Here is a 16,877-nt window from a genome sequence, read left to right as displayed (position 1 = left end):
AACAAAGCCATTGGGCAAGTTCATGACAAAAAAACGAAAAACCCCGCGCCAGTGTGAACCAGCGCGGGGTTTTCAGGGGTAGATCGGGCCAGGCCTCAGAAACTGAGACCTGTTCGGGATCTGGCCGGCATTACATCATGCCGCCCATGCCTCCCATTCCGCCCATGCCACCCATATCCGGCATACCACCGCCGGCTTTCTCGTCTTCCGGCTCGTCTGCAACCATCGCCTCGGTGGTGATGATCAGAGAAGCGACAGAAGCCGCTGCCTGCAGGGAAGAACGGGTTACCTTGGCGGGATCCAGGATACCCATTTCCAGCATGTCGCCATACTGCTCGGTAGCAGCGTTGAAGCCGAAGGAACCTTCGCCTTCTTTTACCTTGGCAACCACAACAGAAGACTCACCGCCTGCATTGAATACGATCTGACGCAGCGGAGCTTCCATGGCGCGACGCAGAATGTTCACACCGGCTTTCTGCTCGTCGTTGATGGCGTCTACCTTGTCCAGAGCCGCAATAGCGCGGATGAGGGTCACACCACCACCAGCTACGATGCCTTCTTCAACGGCAGCGCGGGTGGAGTGCAGAGCGTCTTCAACGCGGGCCTTCTTCTCTTTCATTTCAACTTCAGAGCCGGCGCCCACTTTGATGACGGCGACACCGCCAGCCAGCTTGGCGACGCGCTCTTGCAGCTTCTCTTTGTCGTAATCAGAGCTGCTGTCTTCGATCTGCTTGCGAATCTGCTCAACGCGAGCGCTGATATCAGCCTCGGCACCAGCGCCACCGATGATCGTGGTGTTTTCCTTGGTCACGTTGACACGCTTGGCAGTACCCAGGTCATCCAGAGTGGTGTTTTCCAGGGTCAGGCCGACTTCTTCGGAAATCACAGTACCGCCAGTCAGAATGGCGATGTCCTGCAGCATTTCCTTGCGACGGTCACCAAAGCCAGGCGCCTTCACAGCGTTGACTTTCACAATGCCGCGCATGTTGTTGACCACCAGAGTAGCCAGGGCTTCGCCTTCGATGTCTTCAGCGATGATCTGGAGCGGCTTGCCAGCCTTGGCAACTGCTTCCAGCACCGGCAGCAGTTCGCGGATGTTGGAGATCTTCTTGTCGACCAGCAGGATGTACGGGTCTTCCAGCTCGGCAGACATGTTGTCCTGGTTGTTGATGAAGTACGGGCTCAGGAAACCGCGGTCAAACTGCATGCCTTCAACCACGTCCAGCTCGTCTTCCAGGCCACGGCCTTCCTCAACGGTAATGACGCCTTCTTTACCCACTTTTTCCATCGCGTCTGCGATGATCTTGCCGATGGTTTCGTCACCGTTGGCGGAGATAGTACCGACCTGGGCGATCATGCGGCTGTCGTCGCAGGGCTTAGCCATTTCACGGATGGCTTTAACAGCTTCGGCGGTACCTTTGTCGATACCACGCTTCAGGTCCATCGGGTTCATGCCGGCAGTCACGGCCTTGATACCCTCATTTACGATGGACTGGGCCAGTACGGTCGCCGTCGTGGTACCGTCACCAGCAGTTTCGTTGGCCTGGGAAGCGACTTCCTTCACCATCTGCGCGCCCATGTTCTCGAACTTGTCTTTCAGCTCGATTTCCTTGGCCACAGACACGCCGTCCTTGGTCACAGTCGGAGCGCCGAAAGACTTCTCCAGAACCACGTTACGACCTTTGGGGCCCAGTGTTACCTTGACCGCGTCCGCCAGGATGTTAACACCTGCTACCATGCGCTTACGGGCGCTATCACCGAATTTAACGTCTTTTGCTGCCATGTCTTCTATTCCTGTTCGTTAAACCGAAAATTGAACCAATCGGATTAATGAGCGTTCGTGCCTATCGCTGTTGCGATCACTCAAGCACGCCGTAAATATCGTTCTCACTCATGATGAGCAGCTCTTCACCGTCAACCTTCACGGTGTTACCGGCGTACTGACCGAAGACCACGGTGTCACCCACCTTGACCGCCAGTGCACGGGTTTCGCCGTTATCCAGAATGCGGCCATTACCCACAGCGATCACTTCGCCCTGGGAAGGCTTTTCTTTGGCATTACCCGGCAGCACGATGCCACCCGCAGTTTTCTCTTCTTCTTCCTTACGGCGTACGACAACACGATCGTGTAGCGGACGAATTTTCATTGCTCTGTTTCTCCAATAGTCAGATTAATGTGGCAATGACAATTGCATGTTAAAAATGTCTGGCCGGAGACCCGGACCCGACAAATTGCCCCGGCATCCAAGCCACTGATAGACAGCGGTTTTCAGCCTGAAGCGAATCTGTGCTGTGTTAATGGGGTTGAGCGAAAGGTTTTCAACACCCGCAACAAAAAAAATTTCACTTTTTTTCCTGCTCATCCTGATCAGACTGCCCCTGCTGGAGCTGGCCCCGATCATTCCGGGTCTGATCCTGGTACTCGCCTTCAATGATGTTGCCGTTGGCATCACGATCGAATGGTCGCTGCTGGCCAAAAGGGCCTTGCCCGAAGGGCCCTGCACCGCCTCCGGCGCTGAAAAAGAAACTCCGGCCGTGATTCTGCCCCGCCACCGTCATTCTCTTCAGTGCCTGCGATGCCAGCCAATGTCGCGAGCCCGGCAACAAACACAGAAAGCCGAAGGTGTCGGTGATAAACCCCGGCGTGAGCAACATGGCGCCGCCGACCGCAAGAATCAGCCCCTCGGCCACTTCTTTTGCCGGCAACTCACCGCTGTTGAGCCGTTCATTCGCCCGCAACAAGGTCGCCAGCCCCTGCTGGCGCAGCAACCAGGCCCCGATTACAGCCGTCAGAAACACCAGCCCTACCGTATTCAACACGCCGATAACGCTACCGACCTGAATCAATACCGCCAGTTCGGCAATGGGCATAACGATGAAAAGAAAAAAGAAAACGGGCAAAATGCCTCCCCATAAAAACGATGCAGACACACAGAGAACGTAAAACACCTCTGAACTTAATTAGGGCAAACCATGAAACTTCAAGATTCTGTTATCGCAATCACTGGTGGCGGCCAGGGCCTCGGCCGCGCAATGGCTGAATACCTGGCAGCCAAAGGCGCCAGGCTGGCACTCATCGACCTGATGGAAGACAAGCTGGCTGAAGCCGCTGAGGCCTGCAAACTGGCCGGTGGCGACGCCAAAACCTATGTCTGCAACGTCGCCAAAGAAGAAGACGTTGAGGCAACCTTTCAGGCAATCATCAATGACTTCGGCCACCTCAACGGCCTGGTGAACAACGCCGGCATCCTGCGCGACGGCCTGATGGTGAAATTCAAGGACGGCAAGCTCGAGAAGCGCATGGAGCTGGCCCAGTGGCAGTCCGTGATCGACGTTAACCTCACCGGCGTTTTCCTGTGCGGCCGTGAAGCGGCCACCCGCATGATCGAAAACGGCGACCAGGGCGCGATCATCAACATCGCCTCTATCTCACGCGCCGGAAACATGGGCCAGAGCAACTACTCCGCCGCCAAAGCCGGCGTATCTGCCCTGGTGCCAGTGTGGGCCAAAGAACTCGCCCGCTACGGCATCCGCTGCATGGGCATCGCCCCAGGGTTTATCGAAACCGAAATGACGGCTTCCATGAAACCGGAAGCCCTGGAGAAAATGACCGCCGGCATCCCCCTGAAACGCATGGGCAAGCCAGAGGAAATCGCCTCGGCGGTAGCATTTATCTTCGAGAACGACTACGTTTCTGGCCGCATGATCGAGGTGGACGGCGCCCTGCGCCTGTAACCTGGCCAATTCCGGAGCTCTGAATGAACGAGTCCGAAAAAGAACCGACAAAGGAGCAGAAAATCTGGCAGGTAGTGGCCGCGATTCCGAAAGGAAAAGTGGCCAGCTACGGCCAGGTAGCCGCCATGGCCGGCCTCGGACGCCAGGCGCGTTTCGTTGGCCGTGCCCTGGGCAAACTGCCCGCCGGCCACTGCATTCCCTGGTATCGGGTTATCCGGAGCAATGGCCAGATCGCTTTTCCTGAAGGCACGAAAACCTGCCAGCTTCAAACAGAGAAACTGAGGCTGGAAGGGGTGGAAGTGTATAAAGGAAGGGTAAAGATGAAGGACTTTCAGTGGCAGCCTTGAGCCGAACGCCCAAGGCTGCCACCGGACCAACAAAGACTCAGATCAAACCGCCTTGGCGGCAATGATCTTGTCGTGCCACTCAACCGGGCCGGTCTGGTGCACGGAACTGCCACGGGAATCCACGGCTACGGTTACCGGCATTTCTTCCACCTCAAACTCGTAGATAGCTTCCATACCCAGCTCTTCGAAGGCCACCACCTTGGCGCCCTTGATGGCCTTGGAGACCAGGTACGCAGCACCACCCACCGCCATCAGATACACTGCGCCGTGCTTCTTGATGGCGTCGATGGCAACCTGGCCACGCTCGGCTTTGCCGATCATGCCAGTCAGGCCGGTTTTTTCCAGCATGGTGTCAGTGAACTTGTCCATGCGGGTTGCAGTAGTAGGGCCAGCGGGGCCAACCACTTCTTCGCGTACCGGATCAACCGGGCCCACGTAGTAAATGAAGCGGCCTTTCAGATCCACCGGCAGCTCTTCACCGCGCTCGATCATATCCACCATCTTCTTGTGGGCCGCATCACGGCCGGTCAGCATCTTGCCGGACAGCAGAACGGTTTCACCCGGTTGCCAGTCTTTCACGTCTTCCGGAGTTACAGTGTCCAGATTCACACGGCGAACATTCTCGCCTACTTCCCAGGTGATTTCCGGCCAGTCGTCCAGGCTCGGCGGGGTCTGCAGGGACGGGCCCGTACCATCCAGCACAAAGTGTGCGTGGCGGGTTGCGGCGCAGTTCGGGATGATCGCCACCGGCTTGTTGGCCGCGTGGGTGGGGTAATCCTTGACTTTTACATCCAGAACGGTGGTCAGGCCACCCAACCCCTGAGCGCCGATGCCCAGCTCGTTCACCTTCTCGAACAGCTCCAGGCGCAATTCCTCGGCACGATTGGAGGCACCACGGGCCTGCAGATCGTGAATATCGATCGGATCCAACAGAGCCTCTTTCGCCAGCTCCATCGCCTTCTCAGCGGTACCACCAATACCAATACCCAGCATGCCAGGCGGACACCAGCCGGCACCCATCTGCGGCACCATCTTCAACACCCAGTCCACAACCGAGTCGGACGGGTTCAGCATGGCAAACTTGGACTTGGCTTCAGAGCCGCCGCCCTTGGCTGCCACGTGCACGTCTACGGTGTTACCCGGCACCATCTTGTAGTGAATGATGGCGGGGGTGTTGTCTTTGGTGTTCTGACGTTTGCCGTCCGGATCTGCCAACACAGAGGCCCGCAGCACGTTGTCCGGATGGGTGTAAGCACGGCGCACTCCTTCGTTGATCACGTCGTCCAGCGCCATGTCGCACTCGAACTTCACGTTCATACCGATGTTCACGAACACGGTGACGATACCGGTGTCCTGGCAGATCGGACGGTGGCCCTGGGCACACATACGGGAGTTAATCAGAATCTGGGCCATGGCATCCTTGGCCGCCTGGGACTCTTCCTTCTGGTAGGCCTCGTACACGGCCTGAATGAAATCCTTCGGGTGATAATAGGAAATGAACTGCAGCGCATCGGCTACGCTTTCGATCAGGTCGTCCTGGCGGATCACGGTGGTCATAGTGGCCTCATCAGCTTTCTGATTATCGGAAGTATGCGGAGCCACCAAAGCAGCCCCCTGCTTATATAAGGAAGCGAGAGTTTACCAGAAATTCGACTCAGCGGTTGATGCGACAGAAGGCGCAAATGCCATGTAGGCCAGCGAAAATAGCTATTACGGTAAAACCAATTCGCAACAATTTGTTAAAACAGGCATTACCCGGCCACTGGAACTCGACAAACCGCGGAGCGGCCACTATTTTTGATTGAGGGCCACTCCAAGGGTGCGAGGAGGGTTTCCAGACGCAGAATCACACTTTTGGCTGATCAACACTTGCTACTCTGTCGCTATAGTCGAAGCTACAGAAATTGGCTTTTAAGTGCTGGCTACAATTTCAGACAACCAACAAATCAGAAAAGGCTATGCGCGGAATCCTGGGGCCGACCGGTTCCGTCAACGCCGGATATAACGACACAACAACAGGAAAAGGTTCCACCCATGTTCAAGAAAACTCTAATAAGTCTTGCCGTGGCTTCTTCCCTTGGGTTGACGGGCTGTTTCAGTGGCTCTAACAGTGGGGGTAATGATAATCCCAAGCCGCAGTATTCTGCTGATTCACTGGGAAAAACCTACCCCATCTTTAACCCTGCGAAGGGCCAGTTGCCTCTGCCCAACGATTTGATTTTTGACTCCACGCAGAAAGACGGAACCTTTGGTGTTGATGACACTACTCCGCCGGTTACCACAGCGCTCAATGAGCTGTCCGGTGCTTCTACCATTGCCCCTGCTGTAATTCAGACCAGCGGGCAGCTTGATGCGTCAACCGTTATTGCCGGAAAAACAGTTCACCTCATTGAATTGGCTTACGCCAGCGGCGACCCGGTACGGGCGCTGTCTGCTGGAGAGCCACCAACTCTCGAACTCGCAATCAGCGGCCCCCAGAACATGCCGAAGATTCGCGCAGACGTTGAATCTCTCGACGGCAATTCGGCCATTCGAATCCTGCCGCTCGAACCCCTGAACCCGCAGAAGCGCTACGTGGTTCTTGTCACGACAGGGGTCAAGGACATCAATGGCGATTCGATCATTCAGGATCCGCTGTATACGAACATCACCGGCGAGGGAACAGAGGATGATCCCGGCAAAGGGCTCGTCAACGGGGCTCTTCTGCCTGTCAGAACTCTCGTTAACAACCTTTGGGAGCCAATCGCTACCAACTACATCAAGGCGCTGGGTGGCTCGCTGAATGAAAGCGAGATAGCTCTGACCTACAGCTTCACAACGTCAAATGATGCGAAAGTACTGCAATACATTGCTGAGCCAGCGGCCTGGTTCGCGGATCAGATCACTACGTTCGTACGCACCAGTGCGGTGACGGCCGCTCGTCAAGGGGGCGCCTCCGCGTACGCGGATCTTGCAGCCGCTGCGGACGCTGCCGTCGCACAGTTCCCACAATCGCTTCCCGAGAATCCGGCCTCGCCTCTGAACGCCGTATTCGCGCCCACTGGGCCCTGCCCGATCGCAGGCGCCGGGGATCTGGGCTCAGGAGCCATCGACTGCCTGGCAACCTCCCTCGCATCGCAGTTCCGGGAGGAACTCCCAACACCGTTGCCTGGTGTTAACCGTAACGTATTCGATGGCGCCGGCTTTACGGATGCGATCACCATCGACAACGGCACCATTCAGCCTGTTGGCCTGGTATCAGCAGTTGCTGGAAGCATTCCCGGAGCTTCCGGTGTGCTGGCCGTTCAGGGCAGCATCTCGCTCCCCTACTATCTGGGCAATACTCCCGCGGGCATCGCAGGCGGCAACGCAGTGAACTGGGTTGCAGACCAACCTCTGGCCGAATCTCTGAATACCACCTTCTCGGCGCTTGGCCTGAGCCTGCCGCAGGCCGATGCTTCCGTATCGACAGCGGTCAACTACATCTTCCCATTCCCGCTGGAACAGAGCACTCAGGAAGTCCCGATGCTCGTTCTCTACCCGAACAGCGGCAACGAACGCGGTGTGGTCATGTACCAGCACGGCATCACCACGGATCGTAGCGCAGCCCTGACCTTTGGCACGGCGTTGGCGGCTCAGGGTTACGTTGTAGTCGCTATCGACCAGCCACTGCATGGCATCACGCCATTCTCCGAGGAGGCTCAGCTTGAGCTGGCAGGTGACCTGCTGGCAGCCGGCGGAGCTCCGGAAGCGGCAATTCCCGTATATGCCCCGGTCGTTGTAGCGGGCGATACTACACGTCTCGTTAACGAGCTGGGCTTGTCTGCAGCAACCGCTCAGTCGCTCGTCAACACCGTAGCGAATGCTGGCAGTACCATCCCCGGCCTCGCGCCGGATACGTTTGAACGCCATTACGGCCTGTACGCCACCCCCGCAGGCACACCGGCGCCAATGGTTTTCGATCCAGCTAACGCCGCCGGTACCGATGGCTCCGGCAGCTTCTTCATCAACCTCCAGAATTTCCTGGCTGGCAGGGACAATATCCGTCAGAGCGTTGTTGACCAGTTGAACCTTCGCGCCACCCTGGCCGGCAGTCCGGCGGCAGGTCGTGCAGGCATGACGCTTCAGAAACCGGCGGCAGCGGGCGGAGATGACGGCACGCTGACCATCGACATCAACGATCCGGTCTACTTTGTTGGCCACTCGCTCGGCACCATCACCGGTATGCCGTTCCTGGCTGCCGCCAACGAGGATCAGATCGCGGATACCATCTTCACCGCACCTGACGGCAGCAGCTCATTGCCATCAGCGTTCAACAATATCCAGTCTGCCAGCCTGCTGACGCCGGGCGGTGGCGTGGTTCGACTGCTGGAGAACTCACCGTCGTTCGCGCCTCGCATTCTGTTTGGCCTGCAGCAAGCTGCTGGACTGGAACAAGGCGACGCCAATCTCGAGACGTTCTTTAATATTTTCCAGGCTGCGATCGACTCAGCAGATCCCGTGAACTTCACCGCCTCCCTTGCAGCGGGTGGAACGCCTATCCTGCTGTCAGAGGTTGCTGGAGATACCGTTATCCCGAATGCTGCTGACCAGGAACAGTGGGGTATTGACGCACTGTCCGGTACATTCGGACCAGAAGTTACAGGTCTGCCTGTACCAGTCACCGTGAACAGCTTCAGTGCACCACTGGCCGGCACAAAACCACTGACCATTGGACTCGGCGATGATCTGTTGACGACTTATCAGGCAGGTGATCATGGAACCCCGGTATCGGCTAATAATGATGCCGTATTTGGCGGGATGGTCTGCGAGACACTGGTGACCTTCGGTGTTACTTTGGCGGAACTGCCCGCATTCTGCACCGCGCCCTGATAAACTCAGGCAGGCAGAATGACAAAGGGCTCCCTCAACGGGAGCCCTTTTTTGTCTGTGCCTCTAGCTGAAAACGGAACCAATCTGCTTCTGCAGATTTCCATCCCCTCGATCCCTTTCAACAATCATCCCCCTGGCCTTCAACTGCGGATGCTCTGCCGCCTCCTCAATCGTCAACACCGGCTCTACACAGGCATCCACATCGGCAAACACCTCCCGCCACTCAGCCAGTGAACGCTCCGCGATCTTCTGTTTGATAGCGGCTTTCAATTCCTGCTGATGTTCGGGCTTCTGGCTCAGGGCATAGCTTTTCAGTTTGCCCAACCCAAGGGTGTCACACAGGCGCGAAGAGAACTGCGGCTCCAGGCTCCCGACAGACAACCAGCGGCCATCTCTGGTCTGGTAATAGTCGTAGAAGGTGCCACCATTGAGCATGCCGCTTTCGGGCTTCTGAGGCTGTCCGCCTGCCAGGGCAGCAGCACCCGCCATGGCATTCAGGGCGAAGGCGGCATCGGTCATGCTGATGTCGATAAAGGCGCCCTCTCCGGTTTCCTGGCGTTTGATGACGGCAGCGAGGATGCCCATCACGGCGTGATGGGAGCCTCCGGCCACGTCGGCAACCTGAATGCCCATGGGTGGTGGACCGCTGTCAGCGCGACCGCAGTGGCTGGCAACACCGGAAATAGCAAGATAGTTGATATCGTGGCCTGCCCTGTCCTTGTAGGGACCGGTCTGGCCATAGCCCGTAATGGCACAGTAAATCAGCTTGGGATTGATGGCTTTGAGTACCTCATAGCCTATCCCGAGGCGATCCATGACGCCCGGGCGAAACTGCTCCACCACAATGTCGTAGTCCTGAACCAGCTGCTTGACCTTTTCAACACTCTCGGGCTGCTTCAGGTTCAGTTGCAAGGTTTGCTTGCCGCGACCGAGGTAGGAAAAAGTCGTGCTGAATTTACCATCAAAAGGTGGCATTACCTTGGCCAGATCCACGCGATCCGGAGCTTCAATTCTGAGCACTTCCGCGCCCATATCGGCGAGCATCATGGTGGCGTAGGGTCCGGGCAGCAAGGTACTGAAATCCAGAATTTTCAGGTTGGCGAGCGGGGCTGCCATAAAGCATCTCCTTGTTTTTGATCGGCGGCAATGACTCTGGCTCATGCTGACGGGTTTTGCAGCCCGGGCCAACTACCGGTTCCTTCATTCCTATTGACCGTTTCTTCCATCCGTTGGCAAATCATGGGCTTGCAATGTTGAGCCGGGTACTTATGATGAAGTTCGTTCTTTCTTCTGGCTGCCTCTATGTCAACACTGACAGTCTCACGACATTTTGTTGAAGCTTCCCTGTCAGGCGCCGAACGCCTGGGCCTGGACAGCCGTGCGTTGCTCCAGGAGGCCGGGATCTCGCCAGATCTTCTTCGCATTGAAATGGCAAGGGTGAGCAGTGATCAGTTCAGCAAGCTGATGCAGGTAATCTGGCAGCGCACTGGCGATGAGTTTATGGGCATGGGGCCACGCCGTGCCCGCTCCGGAACGTTCGCCACCATGTGTGCGTTGGTGGTCAGTTGCCAGACGCTGGAAGAGGTATATCAACAGGCCTTCCGGTTCTCTCGGCTGTTCGAACCGATGGTGTCCATGGAGCTTGAAATCCTCGATGACCGTGTGCGCCTGGTCACGCGAATTGAAGGCAGCATCCACGACCCGGACTATTTTCTGCGCGAGAGCATTCTGGTGATCTGGCACCGGCTGGGCAGCTGGCTCATTGGCCAGCCAGTGGAACTGGAGAAAGCTGAGTTCGATTACCCGAGACCAGACCACGGGGACGAATACCGGCACATTTTTCATTGTCCGCTGGCGTTCGAGTCCGACTGTACGGCATTGACCTTCAGCAAACGTTTCCTCTCCGCCCCGGTGATTCGGGACAAGCCGGAAATGCGACAGTTCCTGAAAACGTCCCCGGCAGATCTGCTGTCAAGACCGGATGAGAGCAACACCTGGACCGGTCGCATTCGGGGCCTGATTGGCCGTGACTTCTCCAAACCCATGCCGGATTTCGACTGGATAGCGCAAGAGCTCCACACCAGCCCGCAAACCCTCAGGCGCCGACTGAAGCAGGAGAACACGTCGTTTCAGGAGATCAAGGATCTATTGCGGCGGGATATGGCCATCTACTATCTGGCCCATCCGGAGATACCCATCAACGATATTGCCGAACGGGTAGGCTTTACCGAACCATCCACCTTCCATCGGGCCTTCAAAAAATGGACGGGGGTCACCCCGGGGGCCTGGCGGGAAGGCGAACGGGGCGATCTGATCTGAACACCCGGCCTTACGAACTTCCCTGCTGCAGGTTCCGGATCAAGCGCCCCAGAGTTCGGGCAATGTCCCGGGCCTGATCGCGATTCTCGGCCAACTGGAAAAGCCGTGAGCCGTCCCGCGGATCATAAACCCAGCAGGCTCCGACCACCGGTTCACAATCCCAACGCAACTGAGGATTCACACCGAATACCGACAGAGACAGGGTCCTGCGAACGGTGGTGCCATCGGGATTGCGCTCGATGTCCTGAATACTGATATTGCCGTCATCCAGAGCCACCTGGTACTGGCGATCTGCTGGCCTGTCCAGGCGCACCACCGTTTTGTCACGCCGCCAGCCAGCGGTCTCGAGCAGAGTATTCAGATGGATGACCAAAGCCTCCCTGTCCGAGCTTGCCAGATACAGCTGGCGCAGCGTCTTCACATCCTGTTCATTCGCCGGCTCAATGACGGCCACGGGCTCGTTGGCACTGGCCTGCCCTTCGGCCAGAGCGCGAACACTGGCACGGCTGGCCTTCTCAATGTCGGTAATCAGCTTCAGGCTTTGCTGATAATGCGTGCCCTCTGCCCCGGCCCTGGTAATGTATTGCTCCAGTGCTGAACGTGCCTCATTCAGATGATTGGCCTGCAACATGGCCCGGCCGCGATAGTAGTAATACTCGGCGGGCTTCTCTCCCTCCATGGCCTGAAGACGGTTCAGGTACTCTCCTGCCTCACTCCAGTTCTCTGCTGCAACGGCTTCTTCAGTCGCCAGCATCAAGCGGCGAATCTCGTGTTCCGGAGCCAATGCCTGGGCGAACCCCGCCTGCAGGGCAAGAACAGAAGACAACACCAGGCCCGCAAATGCCTTGTGACCAGGCAAACGCCTTTTTTTCATGGATGACAACATACCGCTACTCCTGTTGGTCCTCTGCACGGGCTTCCCCGGCGTCCGTAGGCTCCCTGTCGATGGCGGGCGTATCTCCCGGCTCATCGGCGTCTTCAGAATCGACCTCGGCCTGATCCACTATCGACTTGGGCAACTCTTTTTTAACCCTGACCCCCAGCTCCACAAACCGATTGGCCTGGGAAATCAGATTACCACGGCCCCGTGTCAGGGTATTCATGGCATTATCGTAGGTGCCCTGGGCCGTGTGTAACTGGCTTCCCAGCTTTTCCATAGCCTCGACAAACACCCGCAGCTTGTCGTAGACCGCGCCGGCGCGATCGGCAATGCGGCGGGCATTCTGGCTCTGGCGTTCATAACGCCAGATATTCTCAATGGTTCTCAGTGTCGCCAGCAGGGTGGTAGGCGTCACCACAATAATCTTCCGCTCAAATGCTTCTGCGAAGAGATTCTCGTCCTGCTGGAATGCTGCCACAAATGCCGGCTCAATGGGCATGAACAGCAGCACGAAATCGGGAGAATGCAGCCCGTTAAGCTGACTGTAATCTTTCTCGCTCAATGCACGGATGTGATTGCGAACCGCCTCAACATGCTGCTTCAGCGCCGCAGCTCGCTCTTCCTCCTGATCTGCGGTCACCCACTGCTGATAGGCGACCAACGATACCTTGGAATCAATTACCAGATTTCGCTGGTCCGGCAAATGCACAATGACATCGGGCCTCAACAACTGGTTGTCTTCGTCCCGGTAACTACCCTGGGTTTCGTACTCAACCCCTTTGCGTAGGCCCGACCGTTCCAGCACCCGCTCCAGGATCAACTCACCCCAGTTGCCCTGAATTTTCTTGTCGCCTTTGAGAGCGCGGGTCAGATTGGCGGCTTCTTCGGTAATTTGCCGGTTCAGCTCCTGCAGGGATTTTATTTCGCTGCGAAGCGCCTGACGATCCCGGGTTTCCGTGGTGTAGACATCCTCAACCCGTTTACGGAAATCCTGCAACTGGTCGCGGAAGGGGTTAAGCAAGGAGTCCAGGCTGGTTTTAGATTGCTGGCTGAAGCGCTCACTTTTCTGCTCGAAAATCCGGTTCGCCAGGTTCTCGAATTCCTGTTTCAGTGCATCTCGATTCTTTTCCAGCAACTCCAGTTTTTCCGAGGCACTACGGCGCTCTTTATCCAGAGTGACCTGCTGCTCGCGTAACTCGACCTTCAACTGACCTAGCTCTTCTGAGAGCGCTTCAGCCCGCTGCTGGTATTGACTGCTCTCACTTGCCAGTTGCGCAACCCGATCCTGTTTTGCTGTCAACTCCGAGTCCAGAGCCGCCAATCGGTTTTCCAGGGCCGCAGACTGTTGTCGCCAGTGTTCGATGCTCTGCTCCAGATGCCCGGAGCGGGCTTTCTGCTCCTCGAGTGCGGTCTGCAGATGTTCAACTTCCTGCTCATGCAACGCCCGCACCTGCTCGCTATCTCTCAGTTGCCTGTCCCGGGCGTCCAGTTCCTCGCGCAAGGCAGACTCGGTGGCTCTATCCTGACGCCGACGCCACAGCAGCCAGATCACGCCCGCCAAAAGCGAGGCGGCACTCGCCACCAGAGCAAGGAACCAGCCTGCCAGCCATTCCGGACGTTCAGCCATGGTGAGGGTAAGCGCATCTAGCACCAGCATGTTCTCCTTGGTCTTCGTTGGTCAGATCAGGGCATGGCCCCGGGATCAAAGCCTGACAGTCTACCGCAATGCTTACCCTTTTTTCTTGTTGGCGGAACGGTGCCACCAGGCCGGCCTCGACTGTTTGGCATTTATCAACATTGCGTCAATCCACCTATGGACGCAGGGCGTAAATTGCTCTACAACGGTTAAAAAGCACCCAACCGGAGTGCTAAAGCCGTAAACGGAAAGCTGACTGGCAGGTCGGAGCATGTTCAAGGAATTGTGGAGAAAATTCGGGTCCGATTTCCTGCAGGCTACCTGTGTGGACGACGAACAGACATTGTCTTCGGAAAATCAACGCTCGGCGGACAAGCATGTGCGGGTTTTGCCTCACATCACCCATACCGGCGAGTTTCACCTTGAACGACTGACCCAGTTGCTGAAAAGCCGTTATGGAAAGAACTTCACGGTGCCGACCGACACCACCTCCAGCGACCGGGCGCTCAAAGAAGTCATCTCCTTCGCCGCGCGCATTCAGGACCAGGATATTCAGCGGGAGCTACTACTGTTCTACCTGAATTGTTCCCCGGTCATTCAGGAGTACCTCAGATCCGAGACGCCGCTGGGCCAAGGGCCTTTTCTGGGCCGATAAAGGTGCGCCTTAACCATCTGTAAAGTCACCACACAGGTACGTTGTAGTATACTCTCCCGCCTGATTGACAACACATCCAATGGCTGAGGCATCCAGTGCCAATAATTCTCACGGCCGGTTCAGGGGATATTCATGGGGTCCAGTGTTTCGCAAACCCGCTCATCGTTCGCAGTTGCCTTAACAGGGCTGGCAGTCGCACTTTCTGGTTGCGCTTCCGATCGTTATTTCATGGTACCGAAAGAGAATATTGAAGAGGTGCGAGCCTCGGTCCAAAGCCAGCGTGCGACCCTTGTTACCATGGAGCAGAATGCCGGTGTAAGGCACGAAAAGCTCCTGCAGCAGAATCAGGATTCTACCCAGACCATTCTCCAGGCCATTGCCACTCAGGTTGAAAAGCCATCGTGCCCACCACCAAAGGCGGCACCTACCTGCCCCGCTTCCCGCGAAGATAAAGGCCGGGCGGATCGCCTCAAAGGCAAAGTCGTTGTCGGTGAGGTCGAAAAGTTTTTCCTGGCTGGCCCCGACCATGTCTATACCGCCCGAATCGACAGTGGCGCGGAAACCTCTTCCATACACGCCCGTAACGTTCAGCGTTTTGAACGGGATGGCAGCAACTGGGTGCGCTTTGAAGTGCCCGTTCCTGGTACTGAGGATGCCGAGTGGGTAGCCATGGAGAAAGAAATCTCCAGGCGCGTGAAGATTATCCAGTCCAGTGCCGATGAGTCAGAGCGACGGGTGGTGGTGGAGCTTCAGTTTGCCATTGGCGACCACCAGCAGGTGGCTGAGTTTACCCTGGCAGACCGGACAAATCTGACTTACGAAGTCCTGATTGGCCGCAACGTATTGCGAGACGTCATGTTGATCGATGTCGGCAAGGAATTCGCAACAGAGCTGCCCGAATCCTACCTTGAACAAGCGGCAAACGGAGAGGAAGAATGACGGTACGCTCCCGGGTCCCGTTTTACGTGTTTGTCTTCCTGTTGATTGCGGCAGGGATAGCGATCGCCACCTGGCGCCATCTGGAATTGGGTATTCCGTGGATGACCGGTGAACAACGTCCGGTCTGGATGATTGAGGCGCGAGTCGATTTCGAGGGCCAGAACAGCCCGGCTGAAGTGAGCCTGCACATCCCGGAGCAACCGCCCGGCTTCCGCATCCTGACGGAGCAGGCCGCCTCGCCCGGCTACGGCTTCTCAATTCTGGATAGCAACAGCGGGCGCAGGGCACAGTGGACAAAACGAGACGTCGCCGGTCCTCAGACTCTCTATTTCAAGGCACAGTTTGTACCGGATGAAGACGCAATTCATACTCCACCAGTGCGTAAACCCCGGGCGTTGACGGTTTTCTGGGAGGAGCCCCAGGCCACCGCCGTAAGAGAGCTCCTGACCCAGGCTTCCGAGCGATCCAGTTCCCCGGAGAGCATGACCCGCGAGCTGATCCGCCTGATGCAGCCAGACAACCGCACCCAGAACACAACACTGCTGGTATCCGACGACAACTATCTGCAACTGCTGGTGAAGATGCTGAACCACGCTGGCATCGCTGCGCGCACCGCAGATGCCCTGAAGCTTGAGGATGCCCGCCGTCGCCAACAACTGGTGCCATTTCTACAGATATACAATGGCAAGCGCTGGCTTACCTTCGACCCGCGCACCGCAGAACAAGGTGTACCGGAAAACCTGTTGCTCTGGAGACAAGGGGCAGATTCCCTCCTCGACGTGGTGGGTGGCGACGACTCCCAAGTAAGCTTTTCCATGCTGCGGCAGACCGTGCCGGCGCTGCAACTGGCAACGCTGGAGTCCAACGCCAATGGGCTGAGTGTGCTCGGTTTCTACCAGCTACCCATCGAAGAACAGAGCATGTTTCGAATGCTGCTGTTGCTCCCCATCGGCGCCCTCATTGTCGCCTTCATGCGGATTGTCATTGGCATCCGGACATCGGGCACCTTCATGCCGGTCCTGATTGCCGTGGCCTTTGTACAGACCACTCTGGTGCCGGGGCTGATCGCATTTCTGTCCGTTGTAGCCATTGGCCTGCTGTTGCGCGGCTATCTTTCCAGCCTGAACCTGCTGCTGGTATCACGCATATCGGCGTTGATCATTCTGGTGATCTTCATCACCGCAGGGCTCAGCATCATTGGCTACCAGATGGGCTTTAACACCGGCATGACCGTCACCTTCTTCCCCATGGTGATCATCGCCTGGACCATCGAACGTATGTCCATTCTCTGGGAAGAGGAAGGCGCCCGCGAAGTGCTTGTGCAGGGGTCAGGCAGTCTGTTTGTGGCCATCTGCGCCTACCTGGCCATGAGTACACCGCTGGCTGGCCACCTCACCTTCAACTTCCCGGAGTTACATCTGGTTATTCTCGGGCTGATCCTGCTGATGGGTCAGTACACCGGCTACAAACTCAGCGAGCTCAAGCGGTTTACCCCGATGAAGGCCTACGACTGAT

The 16,877-nt window shown here is 57.0% G+C and carries 14 protein-coding genes; 7 read left to right on the top strand and 7 right to left on the bottom strand.

All coding sequences use genetic code 11. From position 1 onward, the window contains the following. Positions 1 to 130: 130 nt before the first annotated feature. From groL to MARHY_RS06040, 3 genes are all read right to left on the bottom strand, one after another. Entirely contained in the window at positions 131 to 1,783 is a 1,653-nt protein-coding gene (gene groL, locus MARHY_RS06050) for a chaperonin GroEL (protein WP_014421008.1), read from the bottom strand. Positions 1,784 to 1,859: 76 nt separating this feature from the next. Then, a complete protein-coding gene (gene groES / locus MARHY_RS06045) occupies positions 1,860 to 2,147 on the bottom strand; it encodes a co-chaperone GroES (RefSeq protein WP_011785505.1) in 288 nt (95 codons plus the stop codon). Positions 2,148 to 2,343: 196 nt separating this feature from the next. Then, positions 2,344 to 2,901: an FxsA family protein gene (locus MARHY_RS06040; protein WP_014421007.1), complete on the bottom strand. Its 558-nt coding sequence runs from the start codon at positions 2,899 to 2,901 to the stop codon at positions 2,344 to 2,346. Positions 2,902 to 2,973: 72 nt separating this feature from the next. On the opposite strand from MARHY_RS06040, the gene MARHY_RS06035 reads away from it, so the two are divergent. Beyond that, positions 2,974 to 3,735 (top strand): SDR family oxidoreductase, encoded by a 762-nt coding sequence (locus tag MARHY_RS06035; protein WP_011785507.1) that lies wholly within the window; start codon positions 2,974 to 2,976, stop codon positions 3,733 to 3,735. 23 nt (positions 3,736 to 3,758) lie between these two features. Beyond that, complete coding sequence (locus MARHY_RS06030; protein WP_014421006.1) at positions 3,759 to 4,082, top strand: MGMT family protein; 324 nt, start codon at positions 3,759 to 3,761, stop codon at positions 4,080 to 4,082. A gap of 42 nt (positions 4,083 to 4,124) precedes the next feature. Here the strand turns inward: MARHY_RS06030 and MARHY_RS06025 are convergent, their stop codons facing one another. Next, a complete protein-coding gene (locus tag MARHY_RS06025) occupies positions 4,125 to 5,639 on the bottom strand; it encodes a fumarate hydratase (RefSeq protein ID WP_041655452.1) in 1,515 nt (504 codons plus the stop codon). A gap of 477 nt (positions 5,640 to 6,116) precedes the next feature. On the opposite strand from MARHY_RS06025, the gene MARHY_RS06020 reads away from it, so the two are divergent. After that, positions 6,117 to 8,933, top strand: a complete 2,817-nt coding sequence (locus MARHY_RS06020; protein ID WP_014421004.1) for a hypothetical protein — start codon at positions 6,117 to 6,119, stop codon at positions 8,931 to 8,933. A 63-nt stretch (positions 8,934 to 8,996) separates the two neighbouring features. Here MARHY_RS06020 and MARHY_RS06015 read toward each other — a convergent pair whose 3' ends face one another. Beyond that, positions 8,997 to 10,049 (bottom strand): CaiB/BaiF CoA transferase family protein, encoded by a 1,053-nt coding sequence (locus MARHY_RS06015; protein WP_014421003.1) that lies wholly within the window; start codon positions 10,047 to 10,049, stop codon positions 8,997 to 8,999. A 186-nt stretch (positions 10,050 to 10,235) separates the two neighbouring features. On the opposite strand from MARHY_RS06015, the gene MARHY_RS06010 reads away from it, so the two are divergent. Next, a complete protein-coding gene (locus MARHY_RS06010; RefSeq protein WP_014421002.1) occupies positions 10,236 to 11,252 on the top strand; it encodes an AraC family transcriptional regulator in 1,017 nt (338 codons plus the stop codon). Positions 11,253 to 11,262: 10 nt separating this feature from the next. Here MARHY_RS06010 and MARHY_RS06005 read toward each other — a convergent pair whose 3' ends face one another. Continuing rightward, positions 11,263 to 12,138, bottom strand: coding sequence for a hypothetical protein (locus MARHY_RS06005; RefSeq protein WP_014421001.1), 876 nt, complete (start codon positions 12,136 to 12,138; stop codon positions 11,263 to 11,265). Between the two features lie 4 nt (positions 12,139 to 12,142). After that, positions 12,143 to 13,789, bottom strand: coding sequence for a DNA recombination protein RmuC (locus MARHY_RS06000; protein ID WP_014421000.1), 1,647 nt, complete (start codon positions 13,787 to 13,789; stop codon positions 12,143 to 12,145). A gap of 250 nt (positions 13,790 to 14,039) precedes the next feature. Between MARHY_RS06000 and MARHY_RS05995 the strand changes: the two genes are divergently transcribed. The 3 genes from MARHY_RS05995 (at position 14,040) to MARHY_RS05985 (ending at position 16,876) form a co-directional block, all read left to right on the top strand. Beyond that, positions 14,040 to 14,423, top strand: coding sequence for a hypothetical protein (locus tag MARHY_RS05995; protein ID WP_014420999.1), 384 nt, complete (start codon positions 14,040 to 14,042; stop codon positions 14,421 to 14,423). A gap of 132 nt (positions 14,424 to 14,555) precedes the next feature. After that, the gene (locus tag MARHY_RS05990) at positions 14,556 to 15,362 is read left to right on the top strand and encodes an ATP-dependent zinc protease family protein (RefSeq protein WP_014420998.1); all 807 of its coding nucleotides are present in this window, start codon (positions 14,556 to 14,558) and stop codon (positions 15,360 to 15,362) included. Then, entirely contained in the window at positions 15,359 to 16,876 is a 1,518-nt protein-coding gene (locus MARHY_RS05985) for an inactive transglutaminase family protein (RefSeq protein WP_014420997.1), read from the top strand. The genes MARHY_RS05990 and MARHY_RS05985 overlap by 4 nt, the downstream gene beginning before the upstream one ends. Position 16,877: the final 1 nt, after the last annotated feature.

This window comes from Marinobacter nauticus ATCC 49840, from assembly GCF_000284615.1.
GTDB classification, from domain to species: Bacteria; Pseudomonadota; Gammaproteobacteria; order Pseudomonadales; family Oleiphilaceae; genus Marinobacter; species Marinobacter nauticus.
Note: the sequence above shows the minus strand (reverse complement) of the source record. Positions and strands in the feature narration are given on the sequence as shown.